The organism is Rhizobium sp. R339, from assembly GCF_002211395.1.
Classification (GTDB): Bacteria; Pseudomonadota; Alphaproteobacteria; order Rhizobiales; family Rhizobiaceae; genus Rhizobium.
The window spans coordinates 410,881-428,591 of sequence record NZ_LOKV01000012.1; the positions used below are offsets into that span (position 1 = coordinate 410,881).

17 protein-coding genes and 1 pseudogene are annotated in these 17,711 nt (G+C 61.7%); 8 read left to right on the forward strand and 10 right to left on the reverse strand.

Annotated features, from left to right (window positions below):
• Positions 1-25: 25 nt before the first annotated feature.
• The 4 genes from ATY76_RS16090 (at position 26) to ATY76_RS16105 (ending at position 4,141) form a co-directional block, all read left to right on the forward strand.
• The gene (locus ATY76_RS16090; RefSeq protein ID WP_088675727.1) at positions 26-1,159 is read left to right on the forward strand and encodes an FAD-binding oxidoreductase; all 1,134 of its coding nucleotides are present in this window, start codon (positions 26-28) and stop codon (positions 1,157-1,159) included.
• Positions 1,160-1,238: 79 nt separating this feature from the next.
• Positions 1,239-1,739, forward strand: a complete 501-nt coding sequence (locus ATY76_RS16095; protein ID WP_088675728.1) for a hypothetical protein — start codon at positions 1,239-1,241, stop codon at positions 1,737-1,739.
• Positions 1,740-1,928: 189 nt separating this feature from the next.
• Positions 1,929-3,827: a potassium transporter Kup gene (locus tag ATY76_RS16100; protein ID WP_088675729.1), complete on the forward strand. Its 1,899-nt coding sequence runs from the start codon at positions 1,929-1,931 to the stop codon at positions 3,825-3,827.
• Positions 3,828-3,889: 62 nt separating this feature from the next.
• Complete coding sequence (locus ATY76_RS16105; protein WP_088675730.1) at positions 3,890-4,141, forward strand: hypothetical protein; 252 nt, start codon at positions 3,890-3,892, stop codon at positions 4,139-4,141.
• A 114-nt stretch (positions 4,142-4,255) separates the two neighbouring features.
• Here the strand turns inward: ATY76_RS16105 and ATY76_RS16110 are convergent, their stop codons facing one another.
• The 3 genes from ATY76_RS16110 to ATY76_RS16120 all read right to left on the reverse strand — a co-directional run bounded on the left by ATY76_RS16110 (position 4,256) and on the right by ATY76_RS16120 (position 5,993).
• Positions 4,256-4,447, reverse strand: coding sequence for a helix-turn-helix transcriptional regulator (locus tag ATY76_RS16110; RefSeq protein ID WP_088675731.1), 192 nt, complete (start codon positions 4,445-4,447; stop codon positions 4,256-4,258).
• 283 nt (positions 4,448-4,730) lie between these two features.
• Positions 4,731-5,168: a hypothetical protein gene (locus tag ATY76_RS33735; RefSeq protein ID WP_190233683.1), complete on the reverse strand. Its 438-nt coding sequence runs from the start codon at positions 5,166-5,168 to the stop codon at positions 4,731-4,733.
• Positions 5,169-5,264: 96 nt separating this feature from the next.
• Positions 5,265-5,993, reverse strand: a complete 729-nt coding sequence (locus ATY76_RS16120) for an endonuclease/exonuclease/phosphatase family protein (protein ID WP_088675732.1) — start codon at positions 5,991-5,993, stop codon at positions 5,265-5,267.
• Between the two features lie 122 nt (positions 5,994-6,115).
• Here ATY76_RS16120 and ATY76_RS16125 point away from each other — a divergent pair, with 122 nt between their 5' ends.
• Positions 6,116-7,078 (forward strand): lysylphosphatidylglycerol synthase domain-containing protein, encoded by a 963-nt coding sequence (locus ATY76_RS16125; RefSeq protein ID WP_088675733.1) that lies wholly within the window; start codon positions 6,116-6,118, stop codon positions 7,076-7,078.
• Here ATY76_RS16125 and ATY76_RS16130 read toward each other — a convergent pair.
• The gene (locus tag ATY76_RS16130) at positions 7,022-8,530 is read right to left on the reverse strand and encodes a phospholipase D-like domain-containing protein (RefSeq protein WP_088675734.1); all 1,509 of its coding nucleotides are present in this window, start codon (positions 8,528-8,530) and stop codon (positions 7,022-7,024) included. The two genes, ATY76_RS16125 and ATY76_RS16130, sit on opposite strands and share 57 nt — an antisense overlap.
• A gap of 115 nt (positions 8,531-8,645) precedes the next feature.
• Here ATY76_RS16130 and ATY76_RS16135 point away from each other — a divergent pair, with 115 nt between their 5' ends.
• Entirely contained in the window at positions 8,646-9,896 is a 1,251-nt protein-coding gene (locus ATY76_RS16135; protein WP_088675735.1) for a DUF763 domain-containing protein, read from the forward strand.
• 2 nt (positions 9,897-9,898) lie between these two features.
• Here ATY76_RS16135 and ATY76_RS16140 read toward each other — a convergent pair whose 3' ends face one another.
• Positions 9,899-10,816, reverse strand: coding sequence for a DMT family transporter (locus tag ATY76_RS16140; RefSeq protein ID WP_088675736.1), 918 nt, complete (start codon positions 10,814-10,816; stop codon positions 9,899-9,901).
• A 525-nt stretch (positions 10,817-11,341) separates the two neighbouring features.
• Here ATY76_RS16140 and ATY76_RS16145 point away from each other — a divergent pair.
• Both ATY76_RS16145 and ATY76_RS16150 read left to right on the forward strand, forming a co-directional pair.
• On the forward strand, positions 11,342-12,169 hold the full coding sequence (locus ATY76_RS16145) for a DUF6030 family protein (RefSeq protein WP_088675737.1): 828 nt from the start codon (positions 11,342-11,344) through the stop codon (positions 12,167-12,169).
• Positions 12,170-12,306: 137 nt separating this feature from the next.
• Positions 12,307-12,840, forward strand: a complete 534-nt coding sequence (locus ATY76_RS16150; RefSeq protein ID WP_088675738.1) for a DUF2314 domain-containing protein — start codon at positions 12,307-12,309, stop codon at positions 12,838-12,840.
• A 60-nt stretch (positions 12,841-12,900) separates the two neighbouring features.
• On the opposite strand, the gene ATY76_RS16155 is transcribed toward ATY76_RS16150, so the two are convergent.
• From ATY76_RS16155 to ATY76_RS16175, 5 genes and pseudogenes are all read right to left on the reverse strand, one after another.
• On the reverse strand, positions 12,901-14,163 hold the full coding sequence (locus tag ATY76_RS16155; protein ID WP_088675739.1) for a DUF4010 domain-containing protein: 1,263 nt from the start codon (positions 14,161-14,163) through the stop codon (positions 12,901-12,903).
• 434 nt (positions 14,164-14,597) lie between these two features.
• The gene (locus ATY76_RS16160) at positions 14,598-15,524 is read right to left on the reverse strand and encodes a hypothetical protein (protein ID WP_245309918.1); all 927 of its coding nucleotides are present in this window, start codon (positions 15,522-15,524) and stop codon (positions 14,598-14,600) included.
• 301 nt (positions 15,525-15,825) lie between these two features.
• Entirely contained in the window at positions 15,826-16,314 is a 489-nt protein-coding gene (locus ATY76_RS16165) for a cupin (protein ID WP_088675741.1), read from the reverse strand.
• A 308-nt stretch (positions 16,315-16,622) separates the two neighbouring features.
• Entirely contained in the window at positions 16,623-17,126 is a 504-nt protein-coding gene (locus tag ATY76_RS16170; protein WP_088675742.1) for an NUDIX hydrolase, read from the reverse strand.
• A gap of 165 nt (positions 17,127-17,291) precedes the next feature.
• Positions 17,292-17,516 (reverse strand): annotated as a pseudogene (locus ATY76_RS16175) (plastocyanin/azurin family copper-binding protein); the annotation flags it as partial.
• Between the last annotated feature and the right edge of the window lie 195 nt (positions 17,517-17,711).

Genomic DNA, 17,711 nt, shown 5'->3' on the forward strand with positions numbered 1-17,711 from the left:
AAGAGCAGGAAACAAGGTTATCGACATGAATGCTTCCCCTAAACCTTCGAAGGTCGTCGTCATCGGCGGCGGCATATTCGGCGTCTCGACAGCGGTCCATCTCGCCCGGCTGGGGATCGCCACCGTGCTCGTCAATGACGGGCCGCTTGCCAACGGTGCTTCCGGCCGCTCGCTCGCCTGGCTCAATTCGGCGCGCAAACGCTCCGATGCCTATCACCGGCTGCGTCTTGCCGGCATCGACCGCTATCGCACGCTCGCCGCCCGATATCCCGATGCGCCCTGGCTGCGCTTCGAAGGCGGCCTGACCTGGGATGCGGATGACGCCAGCAACGAGATCGCCGAGATCGTCGATTATGAGCATGCGCTCGGCTACCACGCGCAATGGCTCTCCCCTGATGAGATCGCCGGAACCACACCGGGCGTCGACGCGCGCGTCGTGACGCCGCAAGGCGCGATCTTCAACCCGGGGGAGGGCTGGGTCGATCTTCCCTCGCTGATCGGCATTCTCGCGGAGGAGTTTCGTTCGCTCGGCGGCGAGATCGTCACGGATGCCGGACGCGCGACGGTCGATATCGAAGGCGCGCGCGTCTGCGGCGTGACCGCTGCGGACGGCCGGCGCTGGGAGGCTGAGTCCGTCTTGCTTGCTGCGGGCGGCGCCGTTCCCCAGATCGTGGCCGGTGTCGGCGAGACGATCGATGACGCGACGCCGGTCGCCCTTCTCGTCAGGACCAAGCCGCTCCGCCACCCGCTGAAAGCTGTGCTCAACACGCCCCGCGTCGCCATCCGGCCGACACCCAATGGCGGTTTCGCGCTCGATTCCGCCTGGTCGGAGGAAGAGGTCGGCATCAAGGCGGACGGCAGCTATGACGTCAGGCAATCGACGCTGGACGGGTTGCTGCTCGAGGCTTCGAAGGTTCTCGAAGGCAACCCCGCGCTCGAAATCGAGGATTACGGCGTCGGCCCCAAGCCTATTCCCGGCGATGGCGAGCCTGTTTTCGGCGAACTGCCGTCGATCTGGGGTTATTTCGTCGCCTTCAGCCATAGCGGCGCGACGCTCGGCCTGATTGCCGGCGAATTGCTGGCTGACGAGATCGCCACCGGACGCCGTCACCCGCTGCTGGCGGATTTCCGGCCGGAACGTTTCAGCCCGCAGGAGTGATGAAATCGTCTTCTGCCGGCGGAAGGGATCAATTTCGGCCATCGGGCGTTCTGCCGTGAGGAAACATGGGAGACGCATCATGTTCAAGAACGAACCCGCCGGTCCGAACGACAGGCTCGATGACGCCGGTATCCCGCTGGCCGATAGGGGAGAGGCCGACATCAATCCTGACCTCGTCAGGCGCGAGGGTTTTGCGAGCGAGGCCGAATACCATGCCTATCTCGCGACGCTCGGCCAGGATGTCCCGTTCGAAGCCTATGTCGTGGAAACCGGCGAAATCTCCGAAGGGCATGCTCTGGACGGGCGTTTGCGAGAGCTGCGGGAGGAGCTCGAAAATCTTCGGGCCAGGCTCCATGTGATCAGGGAGCAGACCACAACCGTCGTTGCGGAAAACGTCCGATGGGCCGATGCCAGCGCGCATGCGCAGCTCGGCGACCGGCCATGGCTCAAGCTGGCGGGTGCGATGGCGGCGGCATTCGTCGCCACGCGCGGCATCAGACGGATGCCTCTGGGCGCCGTGGCGACCACGGCCCTGCCGCTCGTCGTTGCCGCCTTGAACCGAAAGCTCGCGAAGGCGTAACGCCGGGACGTGGGATCGATGCTCAGGCAAGAGCTTCGTTCTCTCCCTTGATTGCGCGGCCATTCGCATTTAAGGCGGTCGGGCCTAAAATCTGGGGATCCCCGCCGGAATCTATTAGGCTAGGATGACGTTTCAAAACGCAGCGGCCGCACCATATCCTTGGTCTGGGTCAGCAGCCGAGGATGCCTGATGAGTGCAACAGCCCACGAAGCCAGCAGCCACCATGGTTCGCGACAGTTCGCGGGGCTGCTGATCGGTGCGATCGGGGTCGTCTATGGCGACATCGGTACCAGCCCGCTGTATGCCTTCCGCGAAGCGCTTCGGCCCTTCGCCCATGATGGCGCGGCTCCGCATGAGGTGATCGGGCTGATCTCGCTGATGATCTGGACGCTGACGAGCATCGTCACCTTCAAATACGTGCTCTTCCTCCTCAGGGCCGACAATGACGGCGAGGGCGGCACGCTGTCGCTGCTCGCGCTTCTGATGAAGAAGACGAAAAGGCACGCGACGATCTTCTTCTTCGCGGGCATCATCGGCGCTGCCCTTTTCATCGGTGACGCCATGATCACGCCGGCGCTCTCGGTGCTTTCGGCGCTCGAAGGCCTGAAGCTGGTGACGCCTGTTTTCACGCCCTATGTGCTGCCGATCGCCGTGGCGATCATGCTCATGGTCTTCCTGGTGCAATCGGTCGGAACCGCCGCCGTTTCCAAGCTGTTCGGGCCGATCACGCTCGTCTGGTTCGTGGTCATGGGCATCGCCGGCCTGCTTCATATCGCCGACGACACGGCGATTTTCGCCGCACTCAACCCGTTCTACGCCTTCGACTTCATCACCCATGCGGGCTTCGTCGGCCTCGTCATCCTCGGTGCGGTATTCCTGACCGTGACGGGCGCGGAAGCGCTCTATGCCGATCTCGGGCACTTCGGACGCAAGCCGATCCAGGTCGCCTGGTTCGCGGTGGTCTTCCCGTCGCTCGCCCTCAACTACCTCGGCCAGGGCGCCCTCGTCCTCAAGAACCCGGCTGCCGCATCCGATCCATTCTTCCTGCTGTTCCCGGAATGGGCGATGCTGCCCGCCGTACTCCTGGCGACAGCCGCGACGATCATCGCCAGCCAGGCGGTCATAACCGGCGCCTTCTCGCTCGCCCGCCAGGCCATCCACCTCGGCTTCCTGCCGCGTCTCGAAATATGTTTCACGTCAGCGTCGAACACCGGCCAGATCTATGTGCCCGCGGTCAACATGGTGCTGCTGATCGGCGTGCTCGCCCTGATCTTCTCGTTCGGCAGCTCGGAATCGCTGGCAACGGCCTACGGGATCTCGGTCACGGGCGCGATGGTGGTCACGACCATCCTGTCGTTCCAGTTCCTTCGCGCCGTCTGGGGCTGGACTGTGCTCGCCGCCCTTGCCGTCCTGCTTCCGCTCTTCATATTGGAGAGCGTCTTCCTCAGCGCCAATCTGCTGAAGATTCACGACGGCGGCTATGTCCCCGTGCTGATCGCCGCGGTGCTGATCGCGATGATGTGGACTTGGAAGAAGGGAACCCTGCTCGTGCGGGATAAGGCCGCGCGCAACGACATCCCGCTCGCCCAGTTCGTCAGGTCGATCGAGCGCAAGTCGGAACACAGCCCGGTCGATGTCCCGGGAACGGCGATCTTTCTCTCGAGCGTTCCCGACATGGCGCCCAGCGTGCTGCTGCACAACATCAAGCACAACAGGGTCCTTCACGAGCAGAACGTCATCCTGAACGTCAGGACGGCGTCGCGGCCCTATGTGCCGGAATCCCAGCGGGTGACGATCGAGCGGATCTCGCCCCGCTTTAGCAAGATCCAGCTGAATTTCGGCTTCATGGAGGATCAGAACGTCTCGGCGGCCATGCCGCTCTGCCGGCAGGCCGGATTCCAGTTCGAGATCATGTCGACCTCCTTCTATGTCGGGCGGCGCAAGCTGGTTGGCGATCCCAATACCGGTCTTCCCCGCTGGCAGGACCGCCTGTTCATCGCCATGGCCGGTTTCGCCATCGATCCCTCCGATTACTTCCAGCTGCCGAGCAACCGCGTCGTCGAGCTCGGCGAGCAGATGGTGATCTGACCGGCCGCCATCTTGTTGCCGAAGTGTGCGTGAAATCTTGCTTTTCCTAGAAGGAGGCAGGCATGGCTGGATATGACGACCGCTACGTCGAGATCACGACGCGCCTTCGCTCGGTGCAATCGTTCTGCGACTTCCTCTCGCAGGGCGCAACCGTGCGCGTCGCCTTGTCGGAGGGTGCGCCCTACAGGGACGTGACGTCGGCTCTCCTGGAACGGAACCGCAGGGAGGCGGAAGCGCTAGCCCGCACCCGCCGGCAGCTCTATCCCGAGCTTGCCGACGAAGACGTGATGCCGCCGCTCTATAGCCGTCACTGACGCGCCGCCGACGGCGCGCCGTGTTCCTTTTTGAAATTGGCTGAATTAGCCTTCAGATCATGGCGGTGTAGCAGGCTTCGCTATACGCCGAAGGCTCCATGTCTGCCTTTGAGCTCAGCCGAGAGCATGGTCGATACGATCGACGTGATGTTGAGGCACTTTGTTGCCCGGCTCTTCGGCTGCGGCAATTTCGTCAATTGTCAGTCCGGTCGCGATTGCGAGGTCTTCCAGACTATAACCCTTTGCAAGCCGCGCCTGCTGAAGGCGCCGCGCGAGCATCGTATTGCTGCTGGCAAATTGATCCATATTCGTCTCCGATTAAATTGCGACAATGAACTCGCGGGAAGGGCAATCTGTTCCTTGCGAGCCTTCGCTTAAGGAAGCGTACCAGGCTGCCGGAGAGGCAGGCTAGGAGTTTTTCCAAGCATGCGCCCAGCTGAGCTGGCCGCAGCCGCTTCTATATGGATCAGATGACGAAGCTAATCAACCTCTTGAGGCGGCCCGTTTCCTTATCCCTAGGGGCAGGGTGCCTTCTGCGAACCATTCAGGCGCTCCGAGCCTGTTGCGAGTGTCGGCTTCCGCGAATTCCTCAACGATTTTGCGCAGAATGCGGGGAGTCGCCGGGCTTGCGGCTGGTGACCAGGCCTTTGCCGGTAACGACTTCCTTGTCCACCCATGTCGCTCCGGCGTTCTCGAACGCATCTTTCGGACATTTCGCGCGTTTGCAGCTTACGAACAACAAATTGCAGGCGTCGCGATGAAGGCATTGGCAGCCGGTTTGAACCCCGTATTTGGCGATCTCGCTCCTCCGGAACGGCAGGCGATGCTGGAGAAGCTGGCCGTGACGCTCGAGCGGAATGCCAGGTGGGCTACGCAGGAAGGTGATGACGCGCTTGGGACTGCGATGCTCTCGGTTGGAGCGGCGATCCTGTCCGTCGCCGGAGATCTGGCCACGACTGATGCCGTTCTGGCCGAGGATGTTGCGACACGCGCACTCGGGCTTATTACCACGTTTCACTGCAGACATCCGCAATATCCGCTGGGGCCGATGCTGCATTGATGCAATCCGCGCGGCCGGAATAGGAAACTGAGGTAGGGCAGGCTTTGGCCCAACGCCTGGCGATCAGGCGAAACCAATTTCCGCCAGCAGCGGCAGATGGTCCGAAGCGACCCTCGTCAGCCGGGTTTCCAGAACTTTCGCCTGTTTGACGACGAGATCGCCGGTCACGAAGATATGGTCGAGGCGCATCAGCGGATAGCGGGAGGGGAAGGTGGCTTTCGGCGCGCCTGGGCCGGCGAGCTGCGCGTCCTTCAGTGAGCGGGCGACGAGCCGATAGGTCGCGGAAGAAGGAATGGCGTTAAAATCGCCGCAGAGGACGGCCGGCATCGGCGTTTCCGCCGTTCCGTGGAGCCAGCCGGAATTGAGGAGCGTCGTCATCTGGCGGATACGCTCGCCGCCGCGAAGGCCGAGATGGGTGTTGACGACCAGCAGTTTCCTGTCGCCGACCATGATTTCGACCGAAAGCGCGCCCCTGGCCTCACCGATGGAGGGCAGCGGGCCGGCCTTGACCGCGCCGGTCGGCAGCGCGGTGATAACGGCATCGCCATATTGTTCTTCGGCGACCGAGAGCGCTGGATGGAAATGCGCCTGCATCTTCAGAAGCGAGGCGATCACGTGCGCCTGGTCGATGCCGCCGGTCCTGCGCCTGCCGACGTCGACCTCCTGGAGCGCGATGACATCGGCCTCCGTCTCGGCAATGACGGACGCGATGCGGCCGGGATCGAGCTTCCGGTCGCTGCCGATGCAGCTGTGCACGTTATAGGTCAGGAGTTTGATCGATTTGTCCGGCATGGCCCACTGAAAGCTTGTTTCCCCGAGGGGACACAGAACTCGTCCTCCCCTGGGGAACACAGAACTCGTTTGATCGTTCCAGAAGACAAGCCCCGCCGCCCGCACTTCGGAATGGATGATCGATGAACCTGAAAAGCATAATCTTGAATGGACTGCTCGTTGCCGGGCTTTGTCTTGCGGTCTTTCTTCTTTACCGGATATTCCAGCAATATAGCCTCGATCAGATCGTCCAGTCGGTCCGCAGCATTCCTCTTCCGACCTTCTGCACGGCGCTTCTCTTTGCGGCTGCTTCCTACCTCTGCCTCAGCTGCTTCGATTTCCTGGCGATCCGTTCGCTCGGCAAATCCTTGCCCTATCGCAAGATCGTGCTCGCCTCCTTCATCAGCCTTTCGCTCGGCCACAATATCGGCTTTGCGGGGCTGAGCAGCGGCGCCTTCCGCTATCGTTTCTATTCGCGCTGGGGGTTGACGACGGAGGATGTGGCGAAGATCATCCTGTTTTGCGGCGTCACCGTGGGGCTCGGGCTCGTCACGCTCGGTGGCCTGGCGTTGACCATCAATCCTGATGACGCGGCACGCCTGCTGCGCGCTGACGCGGCGAGCACCCGCATCTTCGGGCTGCTGGCTCTGATCGTGCCCGTCCTCTATGCGGGCCTGGCCTTCTTCGTTCGCGGCCGGCTCAGGCTGTGGCGCTGGTCGTTTCAGCTGCCGCGCTTTTCGATTGCCGTCGCGCAGGTGGGTGTCGGCACCGTTAATTTCATGCTGGTCTCCGCCTGCCTGCACCAGATGCTCTCGACCTTCGGCGACGTCGCTTTCTTCCGGTCGGTCACGGCCTACGTGCTCGCCAATTCGGCGATCCTCGCAACGCATGTGCCGGGCGGTCTCGGCGTGCTGGAGGCGACCGTTTCCTATGTCGTGCCGCAGCAGGCGTCGATCGGCGCGCTGATCGCGTTCCGCTGCGCCTATTTCTTCATCCCGCTGATGCTCGGCACGATGCTTCTTCTCGTCAGCGAAGTCGTCTTCCGGCGGTCAGGCGGTGGTGCGGAAGAAGAAGCGGAGGAGCGCGCCGAGGCCCAGTCTGTGTAGGAGCAGAAAAGGCCGGCCCGGGTCGAAGATCGCTGTCCCTGCGACAGGCGAAACCCTGCCGGACAGCTCGACGTCAAATTCCCTGAGGCCCGGAGGACCATTGTTCAGAGCCTCGATCGCCTCGATCACCGAACCGCTTTGTGCATAAGCCGCGGCAAGGGTCTCGGGGGCCTTTCCGAGATATTCCGCGAGCAGGCGATTGCGCAGATCGGCGATTGCTCGCCGGTGTTCGCCGTTGCTCGCCTCAAGTAGAAGATCACATTCCGAATCAAGGCCTTCCGAGCGGTTGTTAAGATTAGAGGAGCCGATGCGAAGCAGCTCGTCGTCGGCGATCATCAGTTTCGAATGAATGAGCACCTCGACCTCGCCATCCTTACCCGGCGCAGGTCCCGGTACGACAGGATAGTAGACGCGCAGCCGGTTTGCGCGATCGGCGCGTTTGAGGCGGCGGATGACACGGTCGCGATTGCTGCCCATGACGAGCTTTTCGATCAACCCGTGAGAGCTTCGTGTGCAAATCACCACCACCTCCGGCCCATTCTCCTCCTGCAATCGCGCAGCTATGGCATTGGCGACACGGAACGAGGCGAGATATTGCGCTTCGATGTAAAGCTGATGCCGGGCGCGCGAGATGATGTCCAAAGTCGATGCAATGCCGTCGTTGATGCCGACGCGGCGCGAGGTCGTCGGCTCTGTCAAGGCGAAGCTGGCGGGGACCTCATGAAGCGCAATGGGGAGATCGTCCGGCCAGGCGAAAGACACGCTTTCGGCGAGCGGCGAATGCTTCTCTCCGGTGGCGATTTCCCAGCGCCGTCTGGCAATATCGCCGATCAGCCTGGCGGCATCGCCCGTGACCATTGCCTGCACGTCATGCAGGGGATCGTAGGAAACGCCGTGCGGGTCGCGCCGCAGCCGGTTCCTCGCGCGATGGCGCCTTGTATCCCACCGTCGCGCCGTCAGATCCATGCCGCCAATGAAGGAAACGGCGTCGTCGATGCAGACAAGTTTCTGGTGGTGGCAGCCACGGACGGCAGCGGGAAGATCGAAGCGCAGGTCGATCCGGATATTTCTGGGGAAGTTCTTCTTGCGAAGGAGCTTTATCGACTTGTCGGAATAGATCGGCCCGAGCGCCCAAACCAGAATGCGTATCTCGAGGTCCGGATTTGTCGCCGCCACAGAATGCAGCAGATCGGCCAAGGTTTCGTCGGATTTTTCGGGCTCCAGGCGGATGTCCGGGTGGAAATCCCACCCGATAATCCACACTGTGCGTTGCGCCTGTCGCAATGAACGGGCCAGTTCGGCGAAATAGCGGTTGCCGTTGATGAGGAAAGCGGCTTTTTCTGCGCGCCCTTGCAGGCGCAATGCCGCGCTAGCCTGTTTTTCGCCCTCCGGATGTTGCGCTTTTGTTCGGGTCAGGTAGGGTTGGGCGGACATCGTCTCGAATGCAGTCATGTTTGCCTCGGCCGTTTAACTGAAAACAAACGCACGGAATTTTCCCGGGTTCCCGATGGCAGGTGAGGCGGCTGGCATCTGCGGCTGCCGGCGAAGCGAAATGCAAGGAAATAAAATGTCACAGCGAGCAGGCAGCGCCGATCTTCCCCTTCATGGGGGACGCGTGCCGCATTGGCTCGGCGACCGGATGACGCGGCTCGGCGCCCTGATCACCGAGGCGATCGTCCAGCATTACGGCCGTGACGAATTTCTGCGCAGGCTCGCCCATCCCTTCTGGTTCCAGTCCTTCGGCGCGGTCATGGGCATGGACTGGCATTCCTCCGGCATCACGACCAGCGTTCTCGGCGCGCTGAAGCGGGGGCTGAAGCCCCGCGCCGGCGAGCTCGGCCTGCATGTCTGCGGCGGCCGCGGCACGCATTCGCGCAAGACCCCGCAGGAGCTCGTTTCGATCGGCGAGCGCGTCGGTCTCGACGGGGAGGGGCTGGCGACGACGAGCCGTCTCATTGCCAAGGTCGACAGCGCCGCCCTGCAGGACGGCTTCGATCTCTACCTCCATGGCTTCATCGTCGCCGATGACGGCCATTGGGTGGTCGTGCAGCAGGGCATGAATGGCGACAGGCGGCAGGCCAGGCGCTACCACTGGCTCTCCGAAGGGCTCGAAAGTTTCGTCGACTCCCCGCATGCGGCAATCGAGGGACGCAGCCAGGGCGAGATCGTCAATCTTGCCGATAAGCGCGCGGAACGCTCGCGGCGCGGGCAGCTCGACCTTCTGGCGACGCTCGGCCCCGACCGGATCGTCCGCGAGGCCGCCGCACTCCTGCGCGCCGAAGAACCTGAGCCCGAGCCCGCCGAACAGCCGATGCTGCCGCATCTCATCATGCCTGCCCATCACGACGTGCGCGAAAGCGACGTCAACATGCGCCGCCTGCACGGAAATCTGGCTGCCGCGGCCGATCGTGGGCCGGCGGATTTCCAGCAACTGCTGCTCGTTCCCGGTGTCGGCGCGCGCACCGTAAAGGCGCTGGCGATGGTGGCGGAAGTCGTGCACGGCGCACCCTGCCGTTTCTCAGACCCGGCGCGCTTCTCAATCGCCCACGGCGGCAAGGACCGCCACCCCTTTCCGGTGCCGCTCAAGGTCTATGACGAGACGATCGGCGTAATGAAATCGGCGGTGGCGAAGGGCAGGCTCGGACGCGAGGAGGAGCTGCAGGCGCTGAAGCGCCTCGACGAGCAATCCCGCCGGATGGAACGCTATGTCACCGGCCCCGACCTCAAGGAAATCATCGCCGGCGAATTCCGTCAATCCGCCGATTTCGGCGGCCGCAGCGTCTTCGGCTGGGAGCCGCCGGCGGCTGCGGACGATTGATGTCAGTGGCCGTCGGGCGGGACGGCTTCGGCCGGAACCGTCTCCTTCAAATTCTTCCGGTGGAAGATGAAGAGCCCGGCGAAGACGATGATGGCGGCGCCGATGACGATCTGCATGTCGGGGATGTCGTTGAAGAAGATGTAGCCGAGCACGATCGCCCAGAGCAGCAGCGTATATTGCAGCGGCGCCAGCAGCGACGCCGGCGCGAGCTTCAGCGAGCGCGTGATGAGCAGATGCGCGCAGGTCGCGACGATGCCGAGCAGCAGCATGCCGGACCAGTCGACCAGCGTCGCCGGCTGCCAGTTGCCGATGCTCAAGCCGATGCCGGTGACGAGGGCGGCGACCGTCTGCCATGTCACCAGCGTCGTGTCGCTCGTCGAGCGCAGATAACGGCTCATGACAAGCGACAGCGCAAAGGAGAAACTGCCGGCAAGACCGAAGAAGGAGGGAAGCGACAGCATCGCCGTGGACGGGCGAAGCGCGATGACGACGCCTGCGAAGCCGACGAGAACGGCGAGCCAGCGCCGCCAGCCGATCTTTTCTCCGAGAAAGAAGTGCGAGAGCGCGGCGATGTAGATCGGCCCGGCCATGTAGAAGGTCATGACGTCAGCGAGCGGCAGATAGGCAACGGCGGCATAGAACAGGGCGACATCGCCGGTCGCCATGACGACCCGCATGAACTGCAGGCCCTTCTGCTCGACGCGGAACAGGGCCATCGGCCCCTGCCGCAGGATCATCGGGCCGAGCAGGATGAAGGCCCCGACCGAGCGGATCACCAGCACCTGGCCGACGGCAAAGCTCGCCATCAGCCACTTGCCCATCGCATCGTTCAGCGCAAAGAGCAGATCGCCGAGCAGCATCAGCACGACGCCCGTCATGATCAGGTTTCCGGCACCGGCGACGGCCGTCTTGGTCTTCATTCCTCGAATCCTCGCAAAAACGGCCGCGCATGCACGGCCAAATGCGGCTTCGGCCTTAACGCCGCCAATGTCAACCGTCCGTTTGAGAGCCGGCATAATGCGATGCGACGCTGAGGGGCTGGGAGCGGTATTGGCGGCTGGTCGAAGGAGGAGCTCTTCGCAGCGGCAGCCCCGCGGTCCGAGGGTTCTGCTGTTCGCGTTCCGGCAAGAGCCGCACCGTTCTTCCTCATCGAGAGTTGCTCGCATCCGCCCCGCCGGAGATCAGCGCGAGTTTGCCATCGGAGCCGTTGGCGCTGCTGCTTGACGGTTGATATATTCGACATGACACTCGTGGTGTCTAAGGCGAGTCGACTGTACCGCTTCACATCGTTGCTCGCCTCAGAAGGACGCGCTGCATGGGCTGATTGGCTGCGCGCCGGCCGACGCCGCCGGTCGCAAGGCTTGCGAGGTGACGCCGTGGTTAAAGTGTTATCAGCAGGCGGCCCCCCGCGCGACAATCCACCTCGGCATTGGAAATTTCCATGGTTGGGCAGCCGCCGTCGGCGAGTTTGTGCAGGGCTTTTGATCGCCGTTTTGCTTCTTGCGGGCATTGCGGTTTTTTACCGCGAGATCCGCCAGCCCGAAGCCCCGGTTGAGCGGTTTGATCATCTGGCTCTCGACAAGGCTGGCCGATCGTCAGACGCAGCCGCCAGCTCCCACGCGGCGGCTCCTTCCGCTCTCCCGCCGATCTCCATATCGCGGCATCTGATCGCGTTCCCGAGGCTCGACCTCGCAAGTCAGTTTCTGCGGAGGTGGCTGGTCTCAGGCGAGAACCTTTGCGGCGCCCTTCGAGAGGCCGGCATCGAGGTGAGCGAATGGAAAGCCGCATCCATGCGCAACCGCAATTATGAATGTTATTTTCAGCGCATCGACGAACGCGACGAAGTGCGACCGCTCAGTTCGACTTTCCTCAGGGTTCGTGGGAATGAGATCGGCGACATACTCGAAGTCCGCGCCAAGATCGTTGGGCCGAAGACGGATGCTGAGGGGCGTCTCGCCTCCGCTGCCCTGCGCATTTTCGAGATTATCGTGAAGCAGGCGTGCTGGCGTGATTTTGAGGATACGCTCGTGTCGATCCAAAGGCTTCGCGACGTCGAAGACGAACGATTCGGCGCCTATCTCAGCTTCACGCGCGAGGCCGGCAGCGAAAACAGCTTCAATTTTGCTCTTGGTCTCAGGGCCGCTTCAGATCCGCAAGTCAGGACCAAGACGTATTTTTCGACAGACCGCTGGCTGACTTCGACAAATCCCGTGAGCGACCGCATCGACACGTCCACATCAGCCAATTGCGCCCATCGCGCCGCCGCTCCATAGCGGCCGATTTCATGCGCTCAGATGCGTGACTGAGACGCGCGCGAGGGCACCGCATCGAATTTCAAACCAAATATTGTAAATCAACCCGAGGTAGCTATGTTGCCTCGGGATAGTAACAATAATTTCAGGCCTATCGAATGTTGCGCAGCGTCATTTCAATCCTCTCGATTCTTGGACTATTCACCCAGGTCGTTCCCATTGACCTGGCACTGGCCAATGACAATGTTCAGTGGATCAAGTCCGACGATCCGGCCATGGCCAAAGCCCATGAGAAGTCCAAAAGCGAATTGGACGGCTTCCTCGAAAAATTGCGAAATCCACAGCCGGGAACCGAAAACTACAGCATCAAGCTTGGTTTCACGGACGAGGGCGAGGGCGTGGCACTGGTCACTGACCAGACGGCTTCGGATGCGGAGGTGGAATATATGTGGGTCTATCAGATCGAGGCATCGGGCGACCATTTCACCGCTCTTCTCGGCGATACGCCGGAATATCTCCACAACATCAAGCAGGAAGATCGCGTCGAGTTCGAGAAATCGGATATTTTCGACTGGATGTATATCGAGAATGGAAAAGTGAAGGGAAACTACACCGCTTGCCCGTTGCTGCTGGCCGGCCCGAAAGAGCAGTTGGAACAATATCGCGAACTCTACGGCATCGTCTGCGATTGACCGCAGGGCCCTCCATCCTCGCCGTTCACTTGGGCGAAGACAATGCAGCCGGTCGGCCGATCACGTCAGGAGCAGGCCGGCAGCGCCGGCAACAGCCGCGATGGCGCTGACGAGACCCAGCCGAACTGCATAGCCGATGCTGCCTGCGCTTGCCGCAAGGCCGGCTTTCGCAAGAAGATTGGCGAAGGCCGCGACCGCTATCGCCAGTGCGGCCGCATCCGCAGGCAGGGACTGCGGCGAGAGCTTCGCGATGGAGAGCGTAATCGCATCGAGATCGCCCAGTCCGGTGATAAAGGCGACCGCGATGAGCGACTGCGTTCCGAAGACCGTCAAAGTCGCCCGCGTCACGATGGTCACGAGGCCGAGCAGCAGCGCAAAGCGGAAGACGACCATCACTTCCAGCGGATTGCGCGGCAAGAAATCGGATCCGTCTTCGGAGTGCCGCGACAATCCGGCGAGGCCGCCGCCCACGGCGAGAATTGCGGCAGCCGGCCCGAGCGCTGCTGCCAGTTCCGCCAGCACCGCAGGCGCAATGACGCCGCAGATCAGAAGCACGCGGCTCAAGGACACCGCTCCCGCCAGCATCGCGCCGGCCGAAAGCAATGGCGAGAGGGCAGGCGTCTGGGTCGACTGACGGGCAAAGGAAAGCGTCAGCGCCGTGGAGGAAACGATACCGCCGCAGGCCCCGGTCAGCAATAATCCCGCCCTGGCGTCGCTGAGCCTGATCATGACGTAGCCGGCAAACGAAACGCCTCCCACCAGGATGGTCATCATCCAGAGTTCGAACGGATTGATCGTCTGCCAGGGGTCGATCGTCTCGTTGGGAAGAATGGGAAGAATGATGACGGTCATCGTCAGCAGGATCAGTGCCGCCCGCAATTCGAGCCAGGTCAGCTTCCGGAGAAATCCATGCAGCGGTTCCCGCGCCGCCAGAAGCACCGTTATCGCGACGGCACTTGCAGCTGTCGTCGCCATGTCCGCAACGACAGCGCCGAAGCCGAGCGCGAAGACCGTGATCGCGGCGATGGCGCCGGTCGCGCTGTAATCCTCCTCGCGTGCCGCCTGCATGCGGCTGAAAGCGAGGATGGTGATGCAGAAGAATGCGAAAATGGCCGTCGGCAGAACCGGCCCCGTGAGCGGCTGCAGAAAACCGCAGAAACCGCCGAGGAAACTCGAGAGGCCGTAGGTGCGAATGCCCGCCACTCTCTTGCCCGGCGCAGCCTCACGCTCGCGCCACCCGCGTTCTATCCCGACGAGAATGCCGATCGCGAGCGCGAGGCTGAGACGCTGAAACGCTTCCGTCATCATCAAGGATGTCATCATCCGATAGGCCAGGCATCGTCAGCCTGCTCACAACCGCGCGCGCACATTATGACACGACGACCGTGCATTTCGATCTCTTGTTTGCTGGATTCAATCACGGCCACGCCATCCGTTCATTGAGACCGATCAACATCGCCCGCGGTCATCCCTGCTTTAGGCGACAAATGCGCTCATTGGGGCATGTCAATGCACGATCCTGGGCGCGTGCGAGTGTGGGGATATCAGGTCCCGGCTCTAAATGGATGAAACGGCGCATCCTTCTTCCGCTCCTCACTCAAAGCAAGGCCTTCGATGTGCGGGCCGGCCACCCAGGCCGTGCTGACCAGCATCAACCTGCCTGTCCTGCTGTCGCATTGAGGACCGCATCTAAGGCAGTGCCGCGCAACTGAAAGAACTCCGCCACCCGAAAATTGCGGTCCGGGCCAGCAGCGATCCTATTGTTGCTCGGGAACCATCGCGGACAAATGCGAGTAGGCCCATTCAAAGGCTTCGTCGATGGCGGCAAATTTGACGGCTTGCCAATGGCGATAGTCGCGGATCAGCCCTGCCGAGAGCCAGAAATCGCCACCCATGCCGGAGAACTCCCAGCCGCAGATTTCAAGCAGTTGGGCACGCTCGAAAAGGCGCCGCGCGTGGGTTCGGGAAATCGCATAGCGCTTGAAGAATTCGGTGATGCGCAAAGGGCCGATGGACATCTGCGCCTCCAGCTCCTTTTCCGGAGGCAGGCGAGACATCAGGTCGTGCAGGATGTTGCTGCCGGACGCGGTGCGAACGAAACTATCCACCGTTGCCGGAGGGCTGGCCCAATCAGGATCGTGGAAGAGGCGCTCGGACATCCTCGGCTGCGCATGCCACAGCAATCGCCGATCGGCCGACGATCGCAAGAGGCGCGTGCCCTGATCGAGTATGTCGAGTGATTTCAGATGTTCGTCGAACCATTCGCGGATCAAGGATTCGGCGGTCTCGGAGATTTTGAGCGGACGAGAGCGCCCGTCGCTACGTTCATGGGTATCGACCAGGAGACCGTAATTGCGCATCTCCGCGAGATGCGCGAACGCGGTGTTCCTGGAGACAACGTTGCTGTCGGCGATGAAGGCGTTCAGATTGGCCGCCGTAAGCCTCGGATGAGACGGCGACGTGACATGCCGAAAATGAAAGGCCAGAATTGACTGCGTCAGCAGCCACCGCTTCATATCTGCGGTGTAGCGGACGATGCGAGGCGCGGCATCGTGCATGGCAATCAGCTTCAGCGCGGCGTCCTTCAAGGCCTGCGCGTAAAGACGACTATCCACGATGGCTTCGATTGTCAGAACCTTGGGCGCATTCTCGGCGGAGCGCATTGCGGCGGATATGAACGTCAACTTATATCTCCGGCAAGGTTGGGCAATACGGCCCAAGCGATATGTTGTTGGCCTCGCTGCATCGAATATGCCGCTGACGCGCTCGCAGTTTTCCGTGTTCACATGCAGTTCGCAGGACCTATCCGATATCACCAACTGTCAGCAGCCAGCACTCGCTTATCTCTGCTGCACCACCTGCCTTAATATAGAATTACGAAATATAGCTTGCGATACTGTTGACGCTGATTTTTCAGCGGGAGGGATCCGAAACGCCGCGGCAGCCCGAAAGACATAGGCCGTTCTCGCCGGCACCAAACGAGCGCTACCGCCATTTCTCGATGAGAAATCCCGATGTCCCTTGAACGGGATCGGTCTGGGGCAGGGATACGGATGAGATTTTCGACAGCATTTCGCTTGAAGCGGCTGCAGTTTGGATGTCGGCGTGCTGGCCTTCGGGATAGGCGCCGATCACCTGAAAATCGCCCGTGCAGCCGAGGTTTTGGTGCCCTGTCCCCGCGGGCAGCACCAGGCAATCTCCCGCCGCGACCTCCAGTGCTCGGCCGCCGGGGCCGCCGATCAGCAAGGTGGCGCTGCCACGGGCAATTCCCAGCACTTCGTGAGCGCCGGAATGGTAGTGCTGATAATCGAACACACCGTTGGTCCAGATATCAGTCCAACAGTTCGCCGCGAAGCGGGTTTTGAAATCAATCTGTTCGCCGTCCGTGAAAACACCGCTGTAAAGCAGCACAGGAAGACGCGGATTGTTCGGGACCCAGTCGCTCGGCTCGAAACTTATCGTCTCCAGGCGCATGTCGAATTCCCACCGTTGGCTTTACCAGAGCGTCGTCAAAAAGCTAAACTTTGACGGTCGCCAGCGGTTCCTTGATACTTCCTTCCTCATCCTGATCGGGAGGCGCGCCCTGTGAGCCTGCGCCGCTGTCGCGCAGAATCTTCCCCCGGTAATGTAAAGATCGGCGTCGATCCCGGACGCTAATCCAGCCTGACGGTGAAGACATAGCCGACGCCGACTTTTTCGGGTCGGTCTCGATCTTGCGGCGCAGCCGGACGATCTGGGCGTCGATCGCAAAGAGCGGACGGAAGCGGCCTGAGCCAGCTCCACTAGACATTCAGCCGCAGGCTCCCGGGAAGCGCCCGCCGCTCGACGCGTCGAAACAGGCTTTTCAACTCCGGCTCGTTCACCAGTGACGCAGCCTCGAGAGGCGGCATCCAGGCGAGCTTGCGCTCCCGACGCTCCGGGAAATTGGCCTTGGTGCGGCGAACGATCAAGATGTGAACTGTCACGAATGACGGCGCCTGCCTGCCATCCTGGAGCGTTTTGAGATAGGAGAAACAGCCGAAAGCGCGTTTCTTCGCCCGTCCCTTCACGCCTGCCTCTTCCCAGGCCTCACGTTCGACCACCTCATGCGGCGCGAGCCCCTTGATCGGCCAGCCCTTGGGGATGGTCCACCGGCCGGTTTCGCGCGTCGTAATGAGCAGAACCTCGAAGCCGCCACCTGATGTTTCCCGCAGGCAAAGCGCACCGAATTGCTCCAGGGCCTTGCCGAGGAGGATCGTCTCGGCATGGTCGGCAAGCTGGGACAGGAGCGTCTGTGCCTTGTTCATTCACGGAAGATGTGTCGGTTGTCTCTTCTTGGCAAGTAGACGCCCCGGTTGAACTAGTGAAGGTCGTCATTCCTTCAGGCTGCCTTCGGAATGCGCCGAATGGAAATTGTCGTGGTTCCCATTATGCGGGATGGCGCAAGCCCGCCCGCCCGCACCGGCCGATAATTATTGGGTTATCTGCGCGAGGTCGGCATCGAGCCGCTTGCGCACCATGTTCGGCACTTTCGCTGTATTGATCGCTTCAAGATTGGCCGGGCTGTCGCCGACCTGGATCAGGGCAACCATACCTATGCCGACATGTGGCGTGCAGTTCAGGACATAGGCGCCCGGAGCGTCGAATTTCGCCTGATACTGCTCGTTTGGCTTGGATTTGAATTCGGCGACGCCATCCCGTCCAGCCGAAGGAAGGCGCCGTGGGGCCATCCGATGTGGACTATCTGCGCAATAGAGCGACAAGCGAAATCGGCATTTCGACTGCGAAAAAATCCATTGCCAGACTGATAATCATCACCCACACGACTACCAGGAAAATTAGCGCCGCAAACCTGATTTCTACAGGTCCCATCATTCGCCCCGTCCCAGCAT

Bases quoted from the DNA above. Each gene is read 5' to 3' on its own strand.
- ATY76_RS16090 (WP_088675727.1), top strand. From the start codon at position 26: ATGAATGCTTCCCCTAAACCTTCGAAGGTCGTCGTCATCGGCGGCGGC.
- ATY76_RS16095 (WP_088675728.1), top strand. From the start codon at position 1,239: ATGTTCAAGAACGAACCCGCCGGTCCGAACGACAGGCTCGATGACGCC.
- ATY76_RS16100 (WP_088675729.1), top strand. From the start codon at position 1,929: ATGAGTGCAACAGCCCACGAAGCCAGCAGCCACCATGGTTCGCGACAG.
- ATY76_RS16105 (WP_088675730.1), top strand. From the start codon at position 3,890: ATGGCTGGATATGACGACCGCTACGTCGAGATCACGACGCGCCTTCGC.
- ATY76_RS16110 (WP_088675731.1), bottom strand. From the start codon at position 4,447: ATGGATCAATTTGCCAGCAGCAATACGATGCTCGCGCGGCGCCTTCAG.
- ATY76_RS33735 (WP_190233683.1), bottom strand. From the start codon at position 5,168: ATGTCTGCAGTGAAACGTGGTAATAAGCCCGAGTGCGCGTGTCGCAAC.
- ATY76_RS16120 (WP_088675732.1), bottom strand. From the start codon at position 5,993: ATGCCGGACAAATCGATCAAACTCCTGACCTATAACGTGCACAGCTGC.
- ATY76_RS16125 (WP_088675733.1), top strand. From the start codon at position 6,116: ATGAACCTGAAAAGCATAATCTTGAATGGACTGCTCGTTGCCGGGCTT.
- ATY76_RS16130 (WP_088675734.1), bottom strand. From the start codon at position 8,530: ATGACTGCATTCGAGACGATGTCCGCCCAACCCTACCTGACCCGAACA.
- ATY76_RS16135 (WP_088675735.1), top strand. From the start codon at position 8,646: ATGTCACAGCGAGCAGGCAGCGCCGATCTTCCCCTTCATGGGGGACGC.
- ATY76_RS16140 (WP_088675736.1), bottom strand. From the start codon at position 10,816: ATGAAGACCAAGACGGCCGTCGCCGGTGCCGGAAACCTGATCATGACG.
- ATY76_RS16150 (WP_088675738.1), top strand. From the start codon at position 12,307: ATGTTGCGCAGCGTCATTTCAATCCTCTCGATTCTTGGACTATTCACC.
- ATY76_RS16155 (WP_088675739.1), bottom strand. From the start codon at position 14,163: ATGATGACATCCTTGATGATGACGGAAGCGTTTCAGCGTCTCAGCCTC.
- ATY76_RS16165 (WP_088675741.1), bottom strand. From the start codon at position 16,314: ATGCGCCTGGAGACGATAAGTTTCGAGCCGAGCGACTGGGTCCCGAAC.
- ATY76_RS16170 (WP_088675742.1), bottom strand. From the start codon at position 17,126: ATGAACAAGGCACAGACGCTCCTGTCCCAGCTTGCCGACCATGCCGAG.